16 protein-coding genes are annotated in these 21089 nt (G+C 30.1%); 8 read left to right on the top strand and 8 right to left on the bottom strand.

Translation table 11 applies throughout. The features are described from left to right. Positions 1-58: 58 nt before the first annotated feature. The 3 genes from BLU40_RS06775 to dnaB form a co-directional block, all read right to left on the bottom strand. Entirely contained in the window at positions 59-904 is an 846-nt protein-coding gene (locus BLU40_RS06775) for a transketolase (RefSeq protein ID WP_090121460.1), read from the bottom strand. A 96-nt stretch (positions 905-1000) separates the two neighbouring features. Continuing rightward, on the bottom strand, positions 1001-2314 hold the full coding sequence (locus BLU40_RS06770; RefSeq protein ID WP_090121456.1) for an asparagine synthetase B: 1314 nt from the start codon (positions 2312-2314) through the stop codon (positions 1001-1003). Continuing rightward, positions 2295-3812, bottom strand: coding sequence for a replicative DNA helicase (gene dnaB, locus BLU40_RS06765; protein ID WP_090121453.1), 1518 nt, complete (start codon positions 3810-3812; stop codon positions 2295-2297). The genes BLU40_RS06770 and dnaB overlap by 20 nt, the downstream gene beginning before the upstream one ends. Before the next feature lie 252 nt (positions 3813-4064). Here dnaB and BLU40_RS06760 point away from each other — a divergent pair, with 252 nt between their 5' ends. The 8 genes from BLU40_RS06760 (at position 4065) to BLU40_RS06725 (ending at position 14263) form a co-directional block, all read left to right on the top strand. Continuing rightward, a complete protein-coding gene (locus BLU40_RS06760) occupies positions 4065-5138 on the top strand; it encodes a DUF3810 domain-containing protein (protein WP_090121450.1) in 1074 nt (357 codons plus the stop codon). 25 nt (positions 5139-5163) lie between these two features. Then, the gene (locus tag BLU40_RS06755; protein ID WP_090121446.1) at positions 5164-5970 is read left to right on the top strand and encodes a TrmH family RNA methyltransferase; all 807 of its coding nucleotides are present in this window, start codon (positions 5164-5166) and stop codon (positions 5968-5970) included. 3 nt (positions 5971-5973) lie between these two features. Further along, a complete protein-coding gene (locus BLU40_RS06750; RefSeq protein ID WP_090121444.1) occupies positions 5974-7206 on the top strand; it encodes a M48 family metallopeptidase in 1233 nt (410 codons plus the stop codon). A gap of 47 nt (positions 7207-7253) precedes the next feature. Beyond that, positions 7254-9473, top strand: a complete 2220-nt coding sequence (locus BLU40_RS06745; protein ID WP_090121443.1) for a RelA/SpoT family protein — start codon at positions 7254-7256, stop codon at positions 9471-9473. A 106-nt stretch (positions 9474-9579) separates the two neighbouring features. Continuing rightward, positions 9580-10026, top strand: coding sequence for a Fur family transcriptional regulator (locus BLU40_RS06740; protein ID WP_090121441.1), 447 nt, complete (start codon positions 9580-9582; stop codon positions 10024-10026). Positions 10027-10040: 14 nt separating this feature from the next. Continuing rightward, positions 10041-11312 carry an adenylosuccinate synthase gene (locus BLU40_RS06735; RefSeq protein WP_090121440.1) on the top strand — a complete coding sequence of 424 codons (1272 nt, stop codon included), beginning with the start codon at positions 10041-10043 and terminating at the stop codon, positions 11310-11312. Between the two features lie 150 nt (positions 11313-11462). Continuing rightward, positions 11463-13079 carry an OstA-like protein gene (locus tag BLU40_RS06730; protein WP_090121438.1) on the top strand — a complete coding sequence of 539 codons (1617 nt, stop codon included), beginning with the start codon at positions 11463-11465 and terminating at the stop codon, positions 13077-13079. After that, positions 13076-14263 carry an aspartate aminotransferase family protein gene (locus tag BLU40_RS06725; protein ID WP_090121436.1) on the top strand — a complete coding sequence of 396 codons (1188 nt, stop codon included), beginning with the start codon at positions 13076-13078 and terminating at the stop codon, positions 14261-14263. Before BLU40_RS06730 ends, BLU40_RS06725 begins: the two co-directional genes overlap by 4 nt. Here BLU40_RS06725 and BLU40_RS06720 read toward each other — a convergent pair. The 5 genes from BLU40_RS06720 to glgB form a co-directional block, all read right to left on the bottom strand. Beyond that, positions 14260-14817 carry a TlpA family protein disulfide reductase gene (locus BLU40_RS06720; RefSeq protein WP_090121433.1) on the bottom strand — a complete coding sequence of 186 codons (558 nt, stop codon included), beginning with the start codon at positions 14815-14817 and terminating at the stop codon, positions 14260-14262. The genes BLU40_RS06725 and BLU40_RS06720 overlap by 4 nt on opposite strands. Positions 14818-14929: 112 nt before the next feature. Then, the gene (locus BLU40_RS06715; RefSeq protein WP_090121429.1) at positions 14930-15805 is read right to left on the bottom strand and encodes an anti-sigma factor; all 876 of its coding nucleotides are present in this window, start codon (positions 15803-15805) and stop codon (positions 14930-14932) included. Between the two features lie 71 nt (positions 15806-15876). After that, positions 15877-16548 (bottom strand): Crp/Fnr family transcriptional regulator, encoded by a 672-nt coding sequence (locus tag BLU40_RS06710; RefSeq protein ID WP_090121427.1) that lies wholly within the window; start codon positions 16546-16548, stop codon positions 15877-15879. Between the two features lie 97 nt (positions 16549-16645). Then, positions 16646-19042 (bottom strand): glycoside hydrolase family 31 protein, encoded by a 2397-nt coding sequence (locus tag BLU40_RS06705; RefSeq protein WP_090121426.1) that lies wholly within the window; start codon positions 19040-19042, stop codon positions 16646-16648. A gap of 139 nt (positions 19043-19181) precedes the next feature. Continuing rightward, complete coding sequence (gene glgB / locus BLU40_RS06700; protein ID WP_090121424.1) at positions 19182-21089, bottom strand: 1,4-alpha-glucan branching protein GlgB; 1908 nt, start codon at positions 21087-21089, stop codon at positions 19182-19184.

The following is a 21089-nucleotide window of genomic DNA, read 5'->3' as shown; positions in this document are numbered from 1 at the left end:
AGTAGCTACAACACTTGTTGCAACTACTTTTTTATATATAATATTTTTAAAAAAAAACTTAGTAATCTCCTAATGTTTCTGGGTTTTGTCTTAATGCTTCAGCAAGTTGTTCATCACTTGGTGGTTTTCCGTGCCAAGCGTGTGTATACATCATAAAGTCAATTCCATTACCCATTTCTGTATGTAATAAAACACAAACAGGTTTTCCTTTACCAGTTAAAGCTTTGGCTTCTGCTAAACCAGCTTTAATACTATCTATATCATTCCCTTTTTCAACATCTAAAACAGTCCAACCAAAAGCTTCAAACTTAGCTTTTAAATCTCCCATAGGAAGTACATCATTTGTAGAACCATCAATTTGCTGTCCGTTATAATCAATAGTAGCAATATAATTATCTATATTTTTACCGGCAGCATACATTGCAGCTTCCCAAATTTGACCTTCTTGTAATTCGCCATCTCCGTGTAATGAATACACTAATTTATCATCTCCATTCAACTTTTTAGCTTCTGCAGCTCCAATTGCATTACTCATTCCTTGACCTAAAGAACCAGATGCCATTCTAACACCAGGTAATTTGTCGTGAGTAGTTGGGTGCCCTTGTAAACGTGTGTTTAACAATCTAAAAGTTGCTAATTCTTCAACAGGAAAAAATCCACTACGTGCCAAAACACTATAAAATACTGGAGAAATATGGCCGTTTGATAAAAAGAATAAATCTTCATTTTTACCGTCCATATCAAACTCAGTTGAATATTCCATCACTTCTTGATATAATACCGTTAAAAACTCGTTACAACCTAATGAACCACCTGGATGCCCAGATTTCACCGCGTGTACCATTCTAACAATATCTCTTCTAACTTGTTGTGCAAAATCTTGCAGCTGTTGTGTTGTTGGCATTTTTATATGAATTAATTATAATTAGTGCAAAAATATCATTTTAGTTTTCTGAAACAATGTTTTTTTTAATTAAAGTTATTTCTAATTATTAACAAATTAAGTTTTTTGCTTTTTCTTTTTTGCGGCTGGAAATAAAACATTATTTAAAATTAGTCTGTAACCTGGAGAATTTGGATGTAAATCTAATTCAGTTTTTGGATCTCCTACTCTATGCTGATAGTCTTCTGGATCGTGTCCACCATAAAAAGTAAACATTCCTTTTCCTTTTACACCGTGAATATAACGAGCCTCTTTATTAGATTCTACTTCACCCATTACTAACACGTTAGACTTGACAGATTCTCTTTCGAAAGATGTTGTTTGCCCCATAAAACCTTTAACAAGCATAGTATGGTTTTGACAAAGCATAGTTGGAATTGGATCCCATTTAGCTGAGTATTCCTTTAATGAAAAATAATCTGCTGTACGCCTAATTCCTTTTCTTTTCATAGACATATCTATCGAAGAGAACTCGTATTGTTCTGGGTTTTTTACTAATGTATAATTTTTAAAAGCAAAGGTTTTGTTGAAATCTATATGATTGTGATAATCTAATTCCGAAGGATCTCCGTCAAACATAGTCTCACAAATATCGGTTCCTTCTGCAGAAAGTGCAATATCAAAACTTTCAGTAGCCGAACACATTGCAAACATAAATCCACCTCCAATTACAAAATCTCGTATTTTTAAGGCCACAGCTAATTTTTCTTCTGAAACTTTTTTATACCCTAAACTAGTTGCTAATTTTTCTGCATTTTTCTTTTGTTCTATATACCAAGGCGCTCTTCTGTAAGAGCCATAAAACTTACCATATTGACCCGTAAAATCCTCGTGATGTAAGTGCAACCACTCATACAGCAATAATTTTTCTTCTAACACTTCTGTATCATATACAACATCAAATGGAATTTCGGCATAGGTTAACACCATTGTTACAGCATCATCCCAAGGCATTTTATTTTTTGGTGAATACACCGCAATTTTTGGAGCTTTTTCTAAAACAACAGCTTCCATATTTTTTGAAGGACTCGCAATTTCTGCTAAAATTTGAGCTGCTTCAGTATCAGAAATAACATTAAATGTTACACCTCTTATTTTACATTCATTTCTAGTAGCTTCATTATCTTCTAGTAGAAATGAACCTCCTTCATAATTTAACAACCATTTTGCCTTATTACCTTTGTTTAAAGACCAATATGTAATACCGTAAGCTTTTAAATGATTTGTCTGCGTTACATCATCCATAGGGATTAAAATGAACGACGCTAGAGATATTTGGGTAGCAAATAATAAAAGAACCGTCCATATTACTGATAATACAGATAGTTTATTGTTTTTATTTATGTTGTTTTTAAAACGGAACACCATCATCATTACCTTGGCTTGGTGGTGGGTCAAAAGCATCAGAAGGAGATACAGAACTCTCTTCAATTGCACTATTCATTTTAGATTGGAATTCATTACCAAATCCATCATCTAAATCGCTAAACAATGCTAAATGCCCTGTAAATTTCAATCTAATATTATCTAAACCACCATTTCTATGCTTTGCTAAAATAAACTCCGCTTGACCTTCACAAGGAGAACGTTCATCATCATCCCATTCTGTTAAACCATAATATTCAGGTCTAAAAATAAACGACACAATATCCGCATCTTGTTCAATTGCACCGGATTCACGTAAATCGGATAATAAAGGTCTTTTACTTCCTCCACGTGTTTCAACCGCACGAGACAGCTGAGAAAGTGCTATAACCGGAATATTTAATTCTTTTGCTAATGCTTTTAAGTTTCGAGAAATCATAGAAATTTCTTGCTCACGATTTCCTCCAGCTGCATTACCGGCAGTCATTAATTGCAAATAATCAATAATAATTATCTTAATTCCGTGTTGCGATGCTAAACGTCTAGCTTTTGCACGTAAATCAAAAATTGATAAAGATGGTGTGTCATCTATAAATATTGGAGCTTTAGATAAGTTTTTAACTTTAACATTTAATTGCTCCCATTCGTGACGTTCTAAACTACCTTTTCTAAGTTTTCCAGATGAAATACCGGTTTCACTAGAAATCATACGTGTAATTAATTGTACTGATGACATCTCTAAAGAAAAAATTGCAACTGGCTCATTAAAATCAATAGCCATATTTTTTGCCATAGACATTACAAATGCTGTTTTTCCCATACCAGGACGAGCGGCAAGAATAACTAAATCAGAAGGTTGCCAACCAGAAGTTAATTCATCTAAACGAGTAAAACCGGTAGCTATACCACTCATACCCTGCTTTTTAGATATTTCCTCAATCTTTTTAATTGCTTGGTTTACAAGTCCTTCAGCATCTTCAGACCCTTTCTTTAAGTTTCCTTGTGTTACTTCGAATAATTTTGCCTCTGCATCATCTAACAAGTCAAAAACATCCACGGTTTCATCATAAGCTTCTTCAATAATTTCTGAAGAAATTGAAATTAATCTTCTTTGAATATATTTTTGAAGAATAATACGTGCGTGAAATTCTATATGTGCAGATGAAGATACCTTTTGAGTAAGGTTTACAATGTAAAAATCACCTCCGGCAGCTTCTAAATTACCATCTTTTCGTAACTGATTAGAAACTGACAATAAGTCAATTGGCTCAGAATTTTGAAACAATGTAAAAATTGCATTGTAAATTAATTGATGAGATTCCTTATAAAAAACATCATCATTTAAAATGTCAATAACATCATCAACACCTTTCTTGTCAATCATCATTGCTCCTAAAACGGCTTCTTCCAAATCAAGAGCTTGTGGCGGTAGTTTTCCTTTTTCAAGATTAATTACTGCACTTTTCTTTTTGTTTTTAAATGTTGCTGGCTGTGTGTTTTTCACTCAAAAAAATATTTATACTTATTTATAAATCAATAATTTAACTTTGTTCTTTTTTTAGAAATAGAAAATACACTAATTCTAATTGAAAAGCAATTTTTTGGTATAATTGTTTCAACAAAAATAATTTTTAAATGCTGAAACAAAAGGTAAATTTGATTTTTATTTTTACACATTATCTGTTAACAAGTCATAAAAATGTTAATAACTTGATTATTATGTTTTTCTGAACTTTTATTTTTCTACTTTTGATTTATGAATAAAGAAAAAACGTATAAAATTCTTTCTGCCATTTTAATTTTTCAATGGGCATTTTATCAGTTTGTTGCACAATACCCAAGTTTTATTGAATCTTATTATTCAAAAGGGATTTACCCTATAATTTCGAATATATTACATTTTACACTGGGTTGGATTCCATTTTCTTTTGGGGATTTATTATATTTTTTACTTGTAGTATTACTTTTATTGAGTTTATTTAAATTTATAAAAAACAGAAAGTTAGATGTTATAAAAACACTATACAAATCACTAGCATTTTTATCTGTTGTGTATTTTATTTTTAATGTTGGTTGGGGCTTAAATTATTATAGAAATCCAATAAATGAACGCTTGAATTTTGAAAATACCGAGTATTCTAAAACCGAATTGATAAACTTTACAAAGCAATTAATTACTAAATTAAATTCAGTTCAAAAATCTATAACTTTAAACGATTCTATTGTAGTTGAAAACCCTATGAATAGAACTATTATTCAGGAAAATGCGTTTAAAAGCTACGAAGTTTTAGGTAAAATAAACTCCGATTTTACTATTAAAAATAAATCAGTAAAAAAATCTCTTTTAAGTACACCACTTACATATGCCGGTTTTGCTGGTTATTTAAATCCATTTACTAATGAAGCTCAAGTAAACAGATTAATTCCTAAAAATAATTATGCTGCCACAGCTTGCCACGAAATAGCACATCAAATTGGAATTGCTTCAGAAAATGAAGCAAATTTTGTTGGCTTTTTAGCTGCAACACATTCCGATAGTAAATATTTTAATTATTCTGGATATTTAATGGCGCTTCGATACTGTTTATCGGATTTATATAGAAACGACAAAGTAGCTTTTGAAGAGTTAAAACTTACAATAAATAAAGGTATTCTAAAAGATATGCAAAACTCTCAAAACTTTTGGATGTCTTATCAAAATAGATCAGAAAAGTACTTTAAATGGTTCTACGATTTCTTTTTAAAAGCTAATAAACAAAAGGATGGCATTAGAAGTTACAGTAAAATGGTATCTCTTTTAATAAATTACTATAAAACTTCTGCATTATAGCCAATTATCTGCTATTTTTGTATTTATGTTTAAAAAAATTACAAGCACTCAAAATTCATATATTAAAGAGCTTGTTCAACTTAAAGAAAAATCTAAAGTTAGAACAAAAAAAGGGCTGTTTTTAATTGAAGGTTACAGAGAAATTTCATTAGCTATACAAGGCAAATACGCTATACATACAGTTATTTTTAACAATGAAATTACATCGATAGATACAGTAAATAAATTAATTGAAAATATAGATGCTATTGACATTATTGAAGTTCCGTTTGAGGTTTATAAAAAAATTGCTTTACGAGAATCTACCGAAGGTGTTATTGCCATTGCAAAACAAAAAAACCATCAATTAGAAAATTTAGAATTCAATAAAAAAAATCCTCTTATTTTAATTGCTGAAGCTCCTGAAAAACCTGGTAATATTGGCGCATTACTTAGAACTGCAGATGCTGCAGCTGTTGATGCAGTAATAATAGCAAACCCAAAAACGGACTTATACAACGGAAATATTATTAGATCGAGTGTTGGATGTATTTTTACAACTAATGTTGCAATTGGCTCAACAAATGAAATTATTGAGTTTTTAAAAAAGAACTCTATAAATATCTACGGAGCTGCTTTAACTGCTTCTGTACCATACGACACTATCGATTACAACCAACCAAGCGCTATAGTTGTTGGTACTGAAGCCACAGGATTATCTAATGAATGGCTTCAAAATTCAACAAAAAATATTATTATTCCTATGAATGGAAAAATTGACTCTATGAATGTTTCTGTAAGCGCTGCAATTATTGTTTTTGAAGCTGTTAGACAACGTATAATAACAAATTAATAAATGACTCCAACTACTGTTTTTACCATATTAATTGCTATAATACTAATCAAATTTATTTTTGATACTATTTTAGATGCTCTAAACGCTAAACATTATAATGATGTATTACCAAATGAACTAGCTGATGTTTATGATGAAAAAGAATATTTAAAATCTCAGGAATATAAAAAAGTTAATTATAAATTCTCGTTAATAACTAGTTCATTTTCACTAGTATTAACCATTTTATTTTTTGGATTTAATGGCTTTGCTTTTGTTGATGGTTTAGCTAAACAAGTTTCTAGCAACAATATTTTGATTACCTTAATTTTCTTCGGAATTATATTTATTTCTAGCGATGTGTTATCATTACCACTCGCCTATTATAAAACATTTGTAATTGAAGAAAAATTTGGCTTTAATAAATCTACTTTAAAATTATTTATACTCGATAAAATTAAAGGTTGGCTAATGTTAATAATAGTTGGAGGTGGAATTTTAGCTTTAATTACTTGGTTTTACCAATTAACAACCAATAATTTTTGGCTATATGCTTGGCTATTAATTAGTGTGTTTTCTGTTTTTATGAATATGTTTTATTCTAAACTTATTGTACCGCTATTTAACAAGCAAACACCTTTAGAAAATGGAGAACTTAAAACTGCTATCGAAAACTTTGCAACTAAAGTAGGATTTAAATTAGATAATATTTTTGTTATAGATGGCTCTAAAAGATCTACCAAAGCTAATGCCTATTTTTCTGGTTTTGGTTCTCAAAAAAGAATAACATTATATGATACTTTAATTAATGATTTAGAAACAGATGAAATTGTAGCTGTTTTAGCCCACGAAGTTGGGCATTATAAAAAGAAACATATTATTTATAATCTAGTTTTATCTATAGCTTTAATGGGACTTACTTTGTTTATTTTATCACTTTTGGTAGGTAACCTTACATTATCTCAAGCTTTAGGTGTTGATAAAGCAAGTTTTCATATAGGGTTAATTGCTTTTGGAATTTTATACAGTCCAATTTCTGAAATAACTTCATTTTTTATGAACCTATTATCTCGTAAATTTGAATATCAAGCAGATAATTATGCAAAGTATAATTTTGGTGCTAAACCACTTATAACTTCATTAAAAAAATTATCTAAAAATAGTTTGAGTAATTTAACACCACATAGCTTATATGTAAAATTTCATTACTCACACCCTACGTTGTTACAACGAATTGTAAATTTGAAAAAATAAACATAAAGAGTAAGCAATCTATTTAAATTAAAACGTATTTTTAAGCAATGGCATACACTTTAACACCTGAAGAAGAAAATAAAGAAATAGCAAAACGTTATAAAGACTTGTTAAAAGGAGCTTACCAAACGTTTTCTAAAGAAGATAAAAAAGAAATAAGAAAAGCTTTTGATTTATCATTAGAAGCTCATAGTTCTCAGCGCCGTAAAACGGGAGAACCTTATATATTTCACCCCATAGCAGTTGCCAAAATTGTAGCATATGAAATTGGTTTAGACACCACTTCTATTGTTGCAGCATTGTTACACGATGTTGTTGAAGATACAGATTATACACTAGAAGATATTGAACGCTTGTTTGGTGAAAACGTTGCGCGTATTGTAAATGGCCTTACAAAAATATCGCATTTAAAAAAGGATCAGGATGCCTCAGTTCAGGCAGAAAACTTTAGAAAAATGTTGTTAACCTTACACGATGATGTTCGTGTAATTTTAATAAAAATTGCAGATAGATTGCACAACATGCAAACTATGGATGCAATGCCGCAACATAAACAGGTAAAAATTTCTTCTGAAACTCTTTATATCTATGCTCCTCTAGCCCATCGATTAGGGTTGTATAATATTAAAACAGAATTAGAAAACCTAGGTTTAAAATATACTGAGCCAGATGTTTATAAAGATATTTTAAAAAATATAACTCAAAGTACTGAAGAACACGAAAAATATATAGAAACATTTTCAAATATTATAAGTGAATCTTTAACTGCTGAAGGTTTTAAATACAAAATAAAAGGTCGCAGAAAATCTATTTATTCTATTCGTAAAAAAATGCGTTCTCAAGGCGTTTCTTACGAAGAAGTTTACGATAAGTTTGCCATTCGTATTATTTACGATTCTACTAAAAAAGATGAAAAATTTGATGCTTGGAAAATCTACTCGATAGTAACCGATCATTTTGCTCCTAACCCAGTTAGAATGCGAGATTGGATTACCCAACCTAAATCTACAGGATACGAATCTTTACACATTACTGTAATGGGGCCACAAGGTAGATGGGTTGAAGTTCAAATTCGATCTAGTAGAATGGATGAAATTGCAGAGAAAGGGTATGCAGCACATTATAAATATAAAAACAAAGACGAAAAAGAAACTGGTTTAGATGACTGGTTAAATAAAATTAGAGAAACGCTAGAAAACTCCGATAGTAATGCTGTTGATTTTGTTGAAGATTTCAAATTAAATCTTTATTCAAAAGAAATATTTGTTTTTACACCACAAGGAGATTTAAAAGCACTACCTAAAAATGCAACAGCTTTAGATTTTGCCTTTTCTATACACACCCAAGTTGGTATGCGCTGTAGAGGAGCAAAAGTTAATGGTAAACTAAAACCAATTAGTCATATACTTAATAGTGGTGATCAAGTTGAAATTATAACTTCAAAAAGCCAAAAACCAAACATTGGCTGGCTAGATTTTGTAGTAACAGCAAGAGCTAGAACTCGTATTAAAAATGCGTTAAAAGAAGATCAAAAACGAATTGCTGTTGATGGTAAAGAAATTTTGACAAGAAAACTTCGTCATTTAAAAATTACTTTAGATGAAAAAGTAGTTAATGAATTAGTAAATCATTTTAAACTAAAAACAAGTTTAGATTTATTTTTTAGAATCGGAAATGGCTCTATAGATAATAATCAGTTAAAAGAGTTTGTTTCTAATAGAAGTAATGCGTTTGTAAATTTCTTTAAAAATAGAATTAAACGTACCAATAAATCAAACGAAACTATTGATAAAGATGAAGTAATCGATAATTACGATTCTTTAGTTTTTGGAAAGGAAGAAGAGCGTTTAGATTATAAAATGTCTCAATGTTGTAATCCAATTCCAGGAGATAAAGTATTTGGTTTTATTACTATTAATGATGGAATTAAAGTTCATAAAAAAGATTGTCCTAATGCAATTAGTTTACAAGCAAACTATGCGTACAGAATTATTCAAGCTAAATGGATTGACTCTTCTAAACAAGAGTTTAAGGCAATTTTAAAACTATATGGAGCAGATCACGTTGGTATGGTTAATGAAATAACTCAAGTTATTTCTCAAAATATGAGTGTTAATATTCAAAGCTTAAATATTGCAGGTAATAATGGAATATTTGAAGGTAAAATAACAGTAACGGTTAAAAATAAAACACAGCTTCAAAAATTAAGTGATACACTTAAAAAAATTGACGGCATCGATTCAGTAGATCGAATTTATAAACATTAGTTTTATTCACAATACAACGTTAATAAATAACAAAATTCATTATAAAAGATTAGAAAATAAGGGTTAACTTTGTGCATTAATTCTATAACTCAATCATAATATTAGTATGAGTAACGAAAATCAAAAAATAGTAAAAAGCGTATTTGTAAATTTTCTAGAAGCAAATAGCCATAGAAAAACACCCGAACGTTTTGCTATTTTACAAGAAATTTATGATTTAGAAGAACATTTTGATATAGAGTCTCTATATATTCAAATGAAAAATAAAAATTATCGAGTTAGTAGAGCTACTTTATATAATACTATAGAGCTTTTATTAGAGTCTGGCTTGGTAAGAAAACATCAGTTTGGAAAAAACCAAGCGCACTACGAAAAATCTTATTTCGATAAACAACACGATCACGTAATATTAACTGATACTGGTGAAGTTATTGAATTTTGCGATCCAAGGGTTCAAATTATCAAGAAAACAATTGAGGACACTTTTGGTATTGAAATTCATAACCACTCGCTTTATTTTTACGGAACAAAAACTAAAAAACAAAACAACTAACATAAATAATTAAAATGGCTGTAAATTTATTATTAGGACTTCAATGGGGAGATGAAGGAAAAGGTAAAATTGTTGATGTATTAACATCTGAATACGATATTATTGCTCGTTTCCAAGGAGGTCCAAATGCAGGACACACGTTAATTTTTGACGGACAAAAACACGTATTGCATACAATTCCTTCAGGAATATTTCATGACAAAGCAATGAACCTTGTTGGAAATGGTGTTGTAATTGATCCTGTTATTTTTAAAAAAGAGTTAGATAACTTATCTAAACACAATATAGATTTTGCATCTAAATTGGTTATTTCAAGAAAAGCACATTTAATTTTACCTACGCACAGATTATTAGATGCTGCAAGTGAAGCTTCAAAAGGAAAAGCTAAAATTGGTTCTACATTAAAAGGTATTGGCCCAACTTATATGGATAAAACCGGTAGAAATGGAATTAGAATTGGCGATACTGAATTGGCTGATTTTAAAGAACGTTACCAAGCTTTAGTAGAAAAGCATATAAAAATGATTGATTATTATGGTATTCAATTAGATTATAACTTAGAAGAATTAGAAGAAGAGTTTTTCGCTGCTTTAGATTATTTAAAACAAATTCCTTTTGTAGATAGTGAAGAGTATTTAAACGCTGCAATGAAAGCTGGAAAAACTATTTTAGCTGAAGGTGCACAAGGATCATTATTAGATGTTGATTTTGGAACATATCCATTTGTAACTTCATCTAACACAACTGCCGCTGGTGCTTGTACTGGTTTAGGTGTTGCACCAAATAAAATTGGTGAAGTTTATGGTATTTTTAAAGCATATACAACTCGTGTAGGTTCTGGACCATTTCCAACTGAATTATTTGATGAAAACGGAGCAACAATGTCTAAGGTTGGTCACGAATTTGGAGCTACAACAGGTAGACCAAGAAGATGTGGTTGGTTAGATTTAGTAGCTTTAAAATATGCTGTTCAAATAAACGGTGTTACTCAATTAATGATGATGAAAGGTGATGTTCTTTCTGGATTTGATACTTTAAAAGTATGTACATCTTACAATTACAAAGGTGAAGAAGTTAGTCACTTACCATATAATATTGAAGAACATAACGTTACTCCTATTTATACAGAAATTAAATGTTGGCAAGAAGATTTAACAAAAATGACAAGTGCAGACCAACTTCCAAAAGAATTAAACGATTACGTTAAATTTATTGAAGATTTTGTTGAAGTACCTGTAAAAATAGTTTCTGTTGGACCAGATAGAAAACAGACAATAATGAAATAGATTTTTAAAATATATTTTAACGCCATTATTTTTAGAATTTCTAAAGTAATGGCGTTTTTTTATACAATAGGTTTAAATACTTTATTTTAATATATTTTTATAAGTATCTACCTACTTTTTTCGTTAGTTTTGTAAACAAATTTTTTAGCATTGAAAAAACTACTTCTTTTAGTATTAATTATAACTAGTTCAATTACTTATTCTCAAACACGAAGAATAAAAATTTTACAAGCAGACAATACCTTTACCCTACCTGAATATCCAGGTGCAACCATATCATTAGGAAATGTTTTTGTAGAACATCAAGGCGCTACAATACGTTGTGACAAAGCATATATTTATCAAGAAAAACAATTGATAAAAGCAATGGGTAATGTAATTGTAAATCAAGGAGATACCATACATCAATATAGTAAATATACAGACTATGATGCCATTAATCAAATAGCTACATCTTGGGGAGATGTTCTTTTAAAAGATGAATTAATGGAATTAGAAACAGACACGTTAAAATTTGATAGAGTAACTCAAAAATTGTACTATCAAACTGGTGGAAAAATTAAAGATACTGCCAATGTTTTAACAAGTAGAATTGGTACATATCATTTGCAAAGTAATAAATTCGAAGCTCTTAAAAATGTAGTTGTGGTTAATAGAGATAGTAGCGAACTAAACTCTAACAACTTAAATTATTACACAAATACTGGTATTGCAGATTTATTTGGCCCGTCAACTATTGTAAATAAAGACAATAATATTTACACAGAAAATGGTCGCTATAACTCCAAAACCCATATTGCTCACTTCATTAAAAATTCTATTATTAAGTATAATGATAGAACTATAAAAGGAGACAGTTTATATTACAACAAAACAAAAGGTTTTGCTTCTGCAACTGGAAATATAAAACTAACCGACTCCTTAAACAAATCTGTTATAAAAGGAGGTTATGCAGAAATGTTTCGTTTAAAAGACTCTGTTTTTATTGAAGATAAGGCTGTTGCTATTTCTAAAATGGAAAATGATTCCATTTATATTCACGGTGAAAAATTAATGGTTACTGGTAAAGCTGAAGAACGCATTATTAAAGCTTTTTATAAAGTAAAAATATTTAAATCAGATTTACAAGGTAAATGCGACTCTCTTATTAGTAACGAAAAAACAGGTTTAACAGAACTATTTAACAAACCTGTTATGTGGGCACAAGGAAATCAAATTACTGGAGACACTATCCACTTAATTTCAAACAATAAAACTGAAAAGCTAGATTCTTTAAAAATTATTAATAATGGATTTATGATTCAAAAAGATTCTGCAGGTTTTAGCCAATTAAAAGGTAAAAACATGTATGGTAAATTTGAAGAAAATAAATTAAAATCATTAGATGTTGTTGGTAATAGCGAGGTTATTTTTTATGGTAGAGATGATGCTTATAAATTACTTGGTATTACAAAAATGCAGAGTAGTAAAAACATTTTCATCACATTTGATAAAAATGAAATTAATACCATAGATTTTAACGTAAAACCAGAAGGAAATACCTATCCTCCTTCTCAATTCCCTGAAGATTACGCAAAATTTCCTGGATTTATTTGGCGTGAACATGAACGCCCAAAAACAAAAGATGAAATTTTTATTCACGATAAAGTAATTACTGCTGAAGAAAATATTACATCAAAAAAAGAAACTGTTAAAGCACCCATAAAAAAAGAACTTCTACCCAAACCTAAAGGCGAAAAAAAAGACTTTAAACCTAAAAAAAATTGAAAAAAGACTTTTTAAAATATCAAGCTCAAACATCTCCTAACTCGTTAGCTTTAGAAATATCATATGCTAATGGTAGTTATGTTTATGACAAACAAGAAAAACAATATTTAGATTTTATTGCAGGAGTATCTGCAAACACTTTAGGTCATAATCATCCAAAAGTATCTCAAGCCATTAAAAAACAAGTTGATAGCTACACGCATGTAATGGTTTATGGAGAATTTATTCAACAGCCACCTGTTGATTTATGCAAATTTCTAATTCATAAATTACCATCAAATTTTGAAACGGTATATCTTACCAATTCTGGTACCGAAGCTACTGAAGGTGCTTTAAAACTTGCAAAAAGATTTACTGGTAGAAGTGAAATTATAGCTGCTAAAAATGGATATCACGGAAATACGCAAGGCTCTATGAGTGTTTGTGGTGCAGAAGAAAAGAACAGCGCTTTTAGACCATTGGTTCCTGGAGTAAAATTTATTGAGTTTAATAATGAAATTGATATTCAAAAAATAACTTCAAAAACTGCTGCTGTAATTTTAGAAACTATTCAAGGTGGTGCTGGTTTTATTGAGCCTAAAAATGACTATTTAAAAAAAGTTAAAGAAAAATGCACTAAAGTCGGTGCTTTATTAATTTTAGATGAAATTCAATCTGGTGTTGGAAGAACTGGAAAATTATATGGTTTTGAAAACTATAATGTAGTACCAGATATTATTGTAACCGGAAAAGGTTTAGGTGGTGGTATGCCAATTGGAGCATTTATTACTTCGCACAAACTAATGAGTTGTTTGCAAACGCAACCAAAATTGGGACACATTACAACATTTGGCGGTCATCCGGTTATTGCTGCTTCTGCCCTAGCAACAATCCAAGAAATTTACGAACAAAAATTAATGGAACAAATTGAAGCTAAAGAAGCTTTAATTCGAAAATTATTAATTCATCCATTAATTACTGAAATTAGAGGAAAAGGTTTAATGTTAGCAGCTATAGTCGAAACATCTGAAATTGCTTCATCGGTCATATTAAAATGCTTAGATAAAGGTTTACTCCTATTTTGGCTACTATTTGAAGGTAAAGCGGTTAGAATTACACCTCCGTTAACAATTTCAGAAGAAGAAATTTATAAGGGCTGTAATATTATTATTGAGGTATTAAACGAAATTTTAGAGAATTATTAATTTTTCAGTAAATCATCCAAAAGCGTTCTAACTTTATCACTATTCCAATTTGCTGAACCCACTTTATCTATAATTATATTTCCTCTTTTATCAATTAAATAACTTGCAGGAATACTATTTGTTTCAGTAAACAATTTTGGAGGAATACTTGTGGAGTTATAAACAGGTAACTTATAATTTTCTTTTTTGAAGTAAGTATTTACCTCATTCAAATTTTCTGAAGTTACAAATACAAATTTTACTTTATCCTTATAATCATTATATAATTCTTGTAACATAGGCATTTCTGCTCTACAAGGTGGACACCAAGTTGCCCAAAAATTTACAAAAACCACTCTATTTTCAAACTCGTTAAAGTTAACAGAGTCAGTATTTAACCCTTTTAAGCTCCAATTATAAGTATCTATTTTTTTCGAATCCTCTACATTATTTATTGATGGTGAAAATGCAATTTGTCTCATAAACCATTCTCTTGATGGTGGATACAATAGTACTGCAACAGCAATTAGAAATATAAAATTTGAAATGTTTTTCTTTTTTAAAATAGAATTCATAAATATTTATTTAAACTCTTAGTACCTTAAATTAGTGATTACTTACGCGCAAAAATAACAAAAGCGTTATTACTAAATGTAACAACGCTTTCATAATACTATTTTTTAAATACTAGCGTGAAGCCGTACCTGTTGGAAAATTTAAATTTTGACCAATTGTATAAACCGTATGTGCCATTACATCTGTTGGAATATCGCCAACTAATGGTTTTAGTAAAAATGGCGCTGGACTATTGTCTGGATCTGGTTCTATAGAAATTACTGCTTTACCTCCAGATAAATCTAATGGAAAAGTAATTCCACTAGGTGCATTTCTTAAAAAGTCTTCTCCTGGAAAAGGAGGACTTCCCATTGTACCACTAAAATCGTTAAATTCATCAGCTCCAGTAACTGAAGTAAAAGTCCCAGATGTTAATGGAGTGCCACCTGTTACTGCCCAACCTTCATATTTCCAACCCGCTGGCAATGTTGGTAAATTTAATCCAGCTACTGGAGATCCTGATGAATTATCAAGAAACCACACCCCACTTTTTTCATTAGTTCCATCACTATCTGTTGGTGTTGCTAAAATATATTTTCCACTAGCTGTAGAAAAATCGTTACCTAAAGCAGCTCCATGACCAATTGTTAAAGCACTTGAATTCCCTACAAAATCACCTGCTAAAATATGAACATCACTTGGAGCTGGGTCATCACCTACTTTAGGTTCAATTGTTAATACAAATTTTTCTGCTGCAGCTAATGTTTCAATGTTTAAAGTGAAATTAGTTTGTGATAAAGTTCCACTTCCATCGACTGAAAATCGACCTGTAGTTACAGGGCCATCGGCTAAAATAAGCCATCCTTCATATTCGTAATCAGCACCTAAATCTTCTAATCCTGAAATGTTTAAAGTTAAATCTTTTGTTGTTGGTTCATCGTCATCTGAACAAAATGTAACAGTAAATGCTAATACAAATAATGCTAATAGTTTAAAAATTTTTGTCATAATAATGTTTTTAATGTTTCTTAAGACAAATGTATTTCAACCAAAAATAAAAAAATGTTAGCTAGCTAACACTATGCACTTTTTTTCAAAAAAAGAATTTCTTTTCCTTTAAAATTGATTACTCCGTCATCTTTTAACTCATTCATAATCAAGTTTAAAGTAGGTCTTGAAGTGCCTATTAAATTTGCTATATCTTTTTGAGTATATGGATGCGAAGCTTTTAACTTACCTGTTTCTTCACAGCAAACACCATAATCTTCACATAATTCATCTAAAAAATCTAACAAACGAGTTTTAGCGTCTTTAAACATTAATAATTGTAAACGACGTTCCAATTTTTGAATTCTAAAACTTATGAATTTATATATTTTAAGAGTAAATGTCTGGTTATCACGCATTAAATCGTGTAAAGTAGTAACACCTATTGGACAAATCGATGTTTTATTATCCATTGATTGCGCAAACTCATTTCTTTTTTCTTCACCAAGTATAGCTTTTTCCCCAAATAATTCGCCTTTACAAAGTATTGCTTTAATTACTTCAGAGCCATCTTCGTTATAATAGCCTAATTTAACCTTTCCTTTTTCAATTAAATATACCTTGTTAGAAGCATCCTCTTCAAAATATATATAATCGCTTTTTGAATAATGGGTGAAATTATGACAGTCTTTATAATCTTTAAATTTATGAGGACATAATATTTTAAAAAGATTTACATTTTCTAGAAACCAAATTTTACTCATAGTTAAGTTTTTTTTGTTTGTCGAAAAAAAAAAGATTACTTACAAAAAAAGCCTCAAATTAATTGAGGCTTTTTTATTCTATTTAAAAGGTTTAAAATTATTTAATAATATAAATTTCTCTAAACTCTTTAGTAACTTCTAATGTAATTTTTCCGTTTAATTTAGAAATGTCAATTTCTTCGTTATCAACTTCAACTTTCTTTATTTTAAAAGGTAAACCGTGTATGTTTATTTTAAACGTATTATAACTTGTTATGTATTTACCTGATTTAAATTGTTGAATTGTTAAAGAATCTTCTTTACCAACTTGGTTAAAGTTTCTTAAACTATAACGTCCTTTTTTATAATCATACCCATCGTGTGCATCTTCATAAACTTCAGAAGATTCTTCTCCTTCTTTATAATAAACGTCTAATTCTAATTGCTCAATTACTTTTTCACCAACATACTGTTGAACAGGATATTTAGGAATAATGGAACCTTCTTTAACAAAAATAGGCATACTATCAATATCTGCATCTACCCATTGTTCTTCTCCCCCTTCAATAATAGAATTATCCCAGAAGTTATACCATTTACCTCTTGGAATGTACATTCTTCTACCTTTAGCATTTGCTTCAATAATAGGACAAACTAATATTTTTTCTCCAAAAATAAACTCATCATTTCTATAATGTGTGTTTTTATCTTCTTGATCAAATAATACTAACGATTTTAAAATTGGAATTCCTTCGCCTGCATATCTCCAAAAAGTGGTATATAAATAAGGTAATAATTGGTATCTTATTTCAATAAATTTTCTAACAATATCAGTAATTGAAGTTCCAAATACCCAAGGTTCTTGATCTCCGTGATCTCCAGATGAGTGAACTCTACAAAATGGGTGAAAAACACCTAATTGAATCCATCTTGCAAATAATTCTCCATTTGGTTGTTCAGCAAAACCTCCAATATCAGACCCTGCAAAAGAGAATCCAGACATACACATACGTTGCGCTTGTTGGTTTGCAATTGATAAATGATCCCAAGTTGCAACATTATCTCCAGTCCAAGTTGATGTATAACGTTGAGTTCCTGAATAAGCAGCTCTTGTAATTACAAACGGACGCTTTGGATAACTAAATTTCTTTAATCCATGATAGGTTGCACGTGCCATTTGCATACCGTAAACGTTATGCGCTTTTCTATGGCTACATTGGTTTCCATCATAATCGTGGCGAACATCATCAGGGAAAGATTTTCCAGGCACATCCATTACAGCAGGTTCATTCATATCATTCCAAACACCACTAACGCCAACTTCTTCTATTAATTCTTGGAATAAACCAGACCACCATTCTCGTACTTCTGGATTTGTAAAGTCTGGAAAATAACACTCTCCAGGCCAAACTTTACCTTTCATATAAGGCCCATCTGCACGTTTACAGAAATAATCTTTTTCTAAACCTTCTTTAAATACACTATATTCATTATCAATTTTAATACCTGGATCGATAATTACAATTGTTTTAAATCCGTCTTCAGCTAATTCCTTTACCATTCTTTTAGGCTCAGGAAAGTATTCTTTACTCCATGTAAAACATCTAAAGCCTTCCATATAATCAATATCTAAATACAAGGCATCACAAGGTATTTGCAATTCTCTAAATTTAGCTGCTACGTCTTTAACTTTAGATTCTGGATAATAACTCCATTTACATTGGTGATAACCTAATGCCCATAATGGTGGAATATGTTGTGGTCTTCCTGTTAAATCTGTGTAGTTAGATACAACCTCAGTCATTTCTGGACCATAAATGAAATAGTAATTCATTTCACCACCTTGCGCCCAAAAACTTGTTATATTTCTTCTTTCACTACAAAAATCGAAATAACTACGGAAAGTATTGTCAAAAAACACACCGTACGATTTATCATGGTGTAAAGCCGTATAAAAAGGAATTGCTTTATAAATAGGGTCACTTCCTCTACCATAAGCGTAAGAATCTGTTACCCAATTTTGAAAACGTTTACCTTTTAAATTATTTTCTACAGGTTTATCTCCTAATCCATAATAGTTTTCACTTTGTTGTGATTTTAAAGACATTTTTACAATATCTCCACCTAACTCGTAACTTTCTTCCCAGTGAAAACCAAGTTCATCCTCGCAAATTAAAGTCTTATCCTTTACATCATAAATTGTTTTGCGCATATCTACTTTTGAAATATGGCAAATTAATTTAGATGTTGTAATTATATATTTATCATCATCTTCTTCAATTTCTAAATGATTATACCCCTTACTAGCATACATAGTAATACCATAAGAAAAATCATTATCAAACATTCCTGTTGTACTATATCTAAAACGTAAAACACTATCTCTTTCTACAGTTAGTTGCAAAACAGCATTGTTTTCACTTTTAAAATATAACGTATTAACGTCTTTTTTATAAAATACAATTTTCGATGGAAATAAATTCCCTTTGTGTTCTAATTCTGTATTTAAAATCATAATCTTATCTCATTTAATCGAACTGCAAACCTACTAATTTTTAATATTTTGAAGCTCTTTTATTCATTAAAAAAACATCAATAATTTTATGTTTATGGTAAAATTATTGATGCTTTTTATGTTACTCCTAATTTTGATGTTATTTTAACTCAAAAATGGTTATTCCTAACGGAGATAGCTTAATTTCGGCGGAGTATGGCTTTCCATTCCAAGAATCCTTTTCTGCTTTTATTAATTTAGAATTAGTAATTCCACTTCCTCCATACTTCTTTTTATCACTATTAAATACCTCTTTTAATTTATTCTCGGTAGGTAATCCAATTTTATAACTATCAATAACTGCAGGTGTAAAATTACAAACCACTACTAAATTTTCTTCTTCTTTATTTCCTTTTCTTATAAATGAAATAACCGAATTTTGAGAGTCATCTAAACTAATCCATTCAAAACCTTCGTTAGAAAATCCTTTTTCAAATAATGCTGGGTTCGTTTTATAAAATTTATTTAAATCTTTATAAAAAGCTTTTGTTTTTTTATGTGGATCAAATTCTAATAAATTCCAATCTAAGCTTCCTTGAAAATCCCATTCTTCATATTGTCCAAATTCACTTCCCATAAACAATAGCTTTGTTCCTGGGTGTGTAAACATATAACCATAAAGTAAACGTAAATTAGCAAAACGTTGCCATTCATCTCCAGGCATTCGTCCTAAAATTGAATTTTTACCATAAACTACTTCATCATGAGAAAGAGGTAACATAAAGTTTTCAGTAAAAGCATATGCTAAACTAAAAGTTATATCGTTTTGATGATGACTTCTAAACATTGGATCTTTACCAAAGTATTTTAACGTATCATGCATCCATCCCATCATCCATTTCATTCCAAATCCTAAACCACCCATAAAAGTTGGTTGCGATACCATTGGAAATGCAGTAGATTCTTCAGCAATTGTTTGAACATCTGGAAAAGATTTATAAACTTCTTCGTTCAATTCTTTTAAGAATGAAATTGCCGCTAAGTTTTCTTTACCTCCATATTCATTTGGTTCCCACTCTCCATCTTCTCTAGAGTAATCTAAAAATAGCATAGATGCAACAGCATCTACACGTAAACCATCTGCGTGGTATTGCTCTAGCCAATAAATTGCATTACTAATTAAAAATGAACGAACTTCGTTTCTTTCATAATTAAAAATTAAACTTTTCCAATCTGGATGATATCCTTTCTTACGGTCTGGATGTTCGTATAAATGAGATCCATCAAAAAATCCTAAACCGTGATCATCACTAGGAAAATGAGAAGGTACCCAATCTAAAATTAGACCTATTCCATTTTGATGAAGCTTATCAACCAACAATTTAAACTCTTCTGGATAACCAAATCTACACGTAGGTGCATAATAACCTGTTAATTGATATCCCCAAGAAGGATCATAAGGATATTCCATAATTGGCATTAACTCAACATGTGTAAAATTCATTTCTTTAACATAAGAAACCAATTCATCTGCCAATTCAAAATATGATAGTGACCTATCTTCTTCCATTTTTCTTCTCCAAGAACCTAAATGAACTTCATAAACAGAATAAGGCGCATCTAATGCGTTGTTCTTTTTTCTGTTTTTCATCCATTTTTTATCCTTCCAAGTGTAATCATCATCCCAAATTACGGATGCTGTACTTGGTGGATGTTCATTTCTTCTTGAATATGGATCGGCCTTTTCTGTAACTATTCCACTATTATTTGAATGAATTTTATATTTATATAAGTTTCCTTTTCCTATTTTAGGAATAAAACCTTCCCAAATACCAGAAGAATCCCAACGTACATTTAGTTTAAACTCACCATCATTCCAAAAATTGAAATCACCTACTACAGAAACTTGGTTTGCGCTTGGTGCCCAAACTGCAAAATAAGTTCCTTCAACTCCGTTAACAGTAGTTATATGAGATCCGAATTTCTTGTACAAACGGTAATGCTTACCAGATTTAAATAAGTCTACATCAAAGTCAGTAAAAAGGCTATGTGCTATTACTTTCCCCAT

The sequence above is a fragment of the Lutibacter oricola genome, from assembly GCF_900106565.1.
Taxonomy (GTDB): Bacteria; Bacteroidota; Bacteroidia; order Flavobacteriales; family Flavobacteriaceae; genus Lutibacter; species Lutibacter oricola.
Note: the sequence above shows the minus strand (reverse complement) of the source record. Positions and strands in the feature narration are given on the sequence as shown.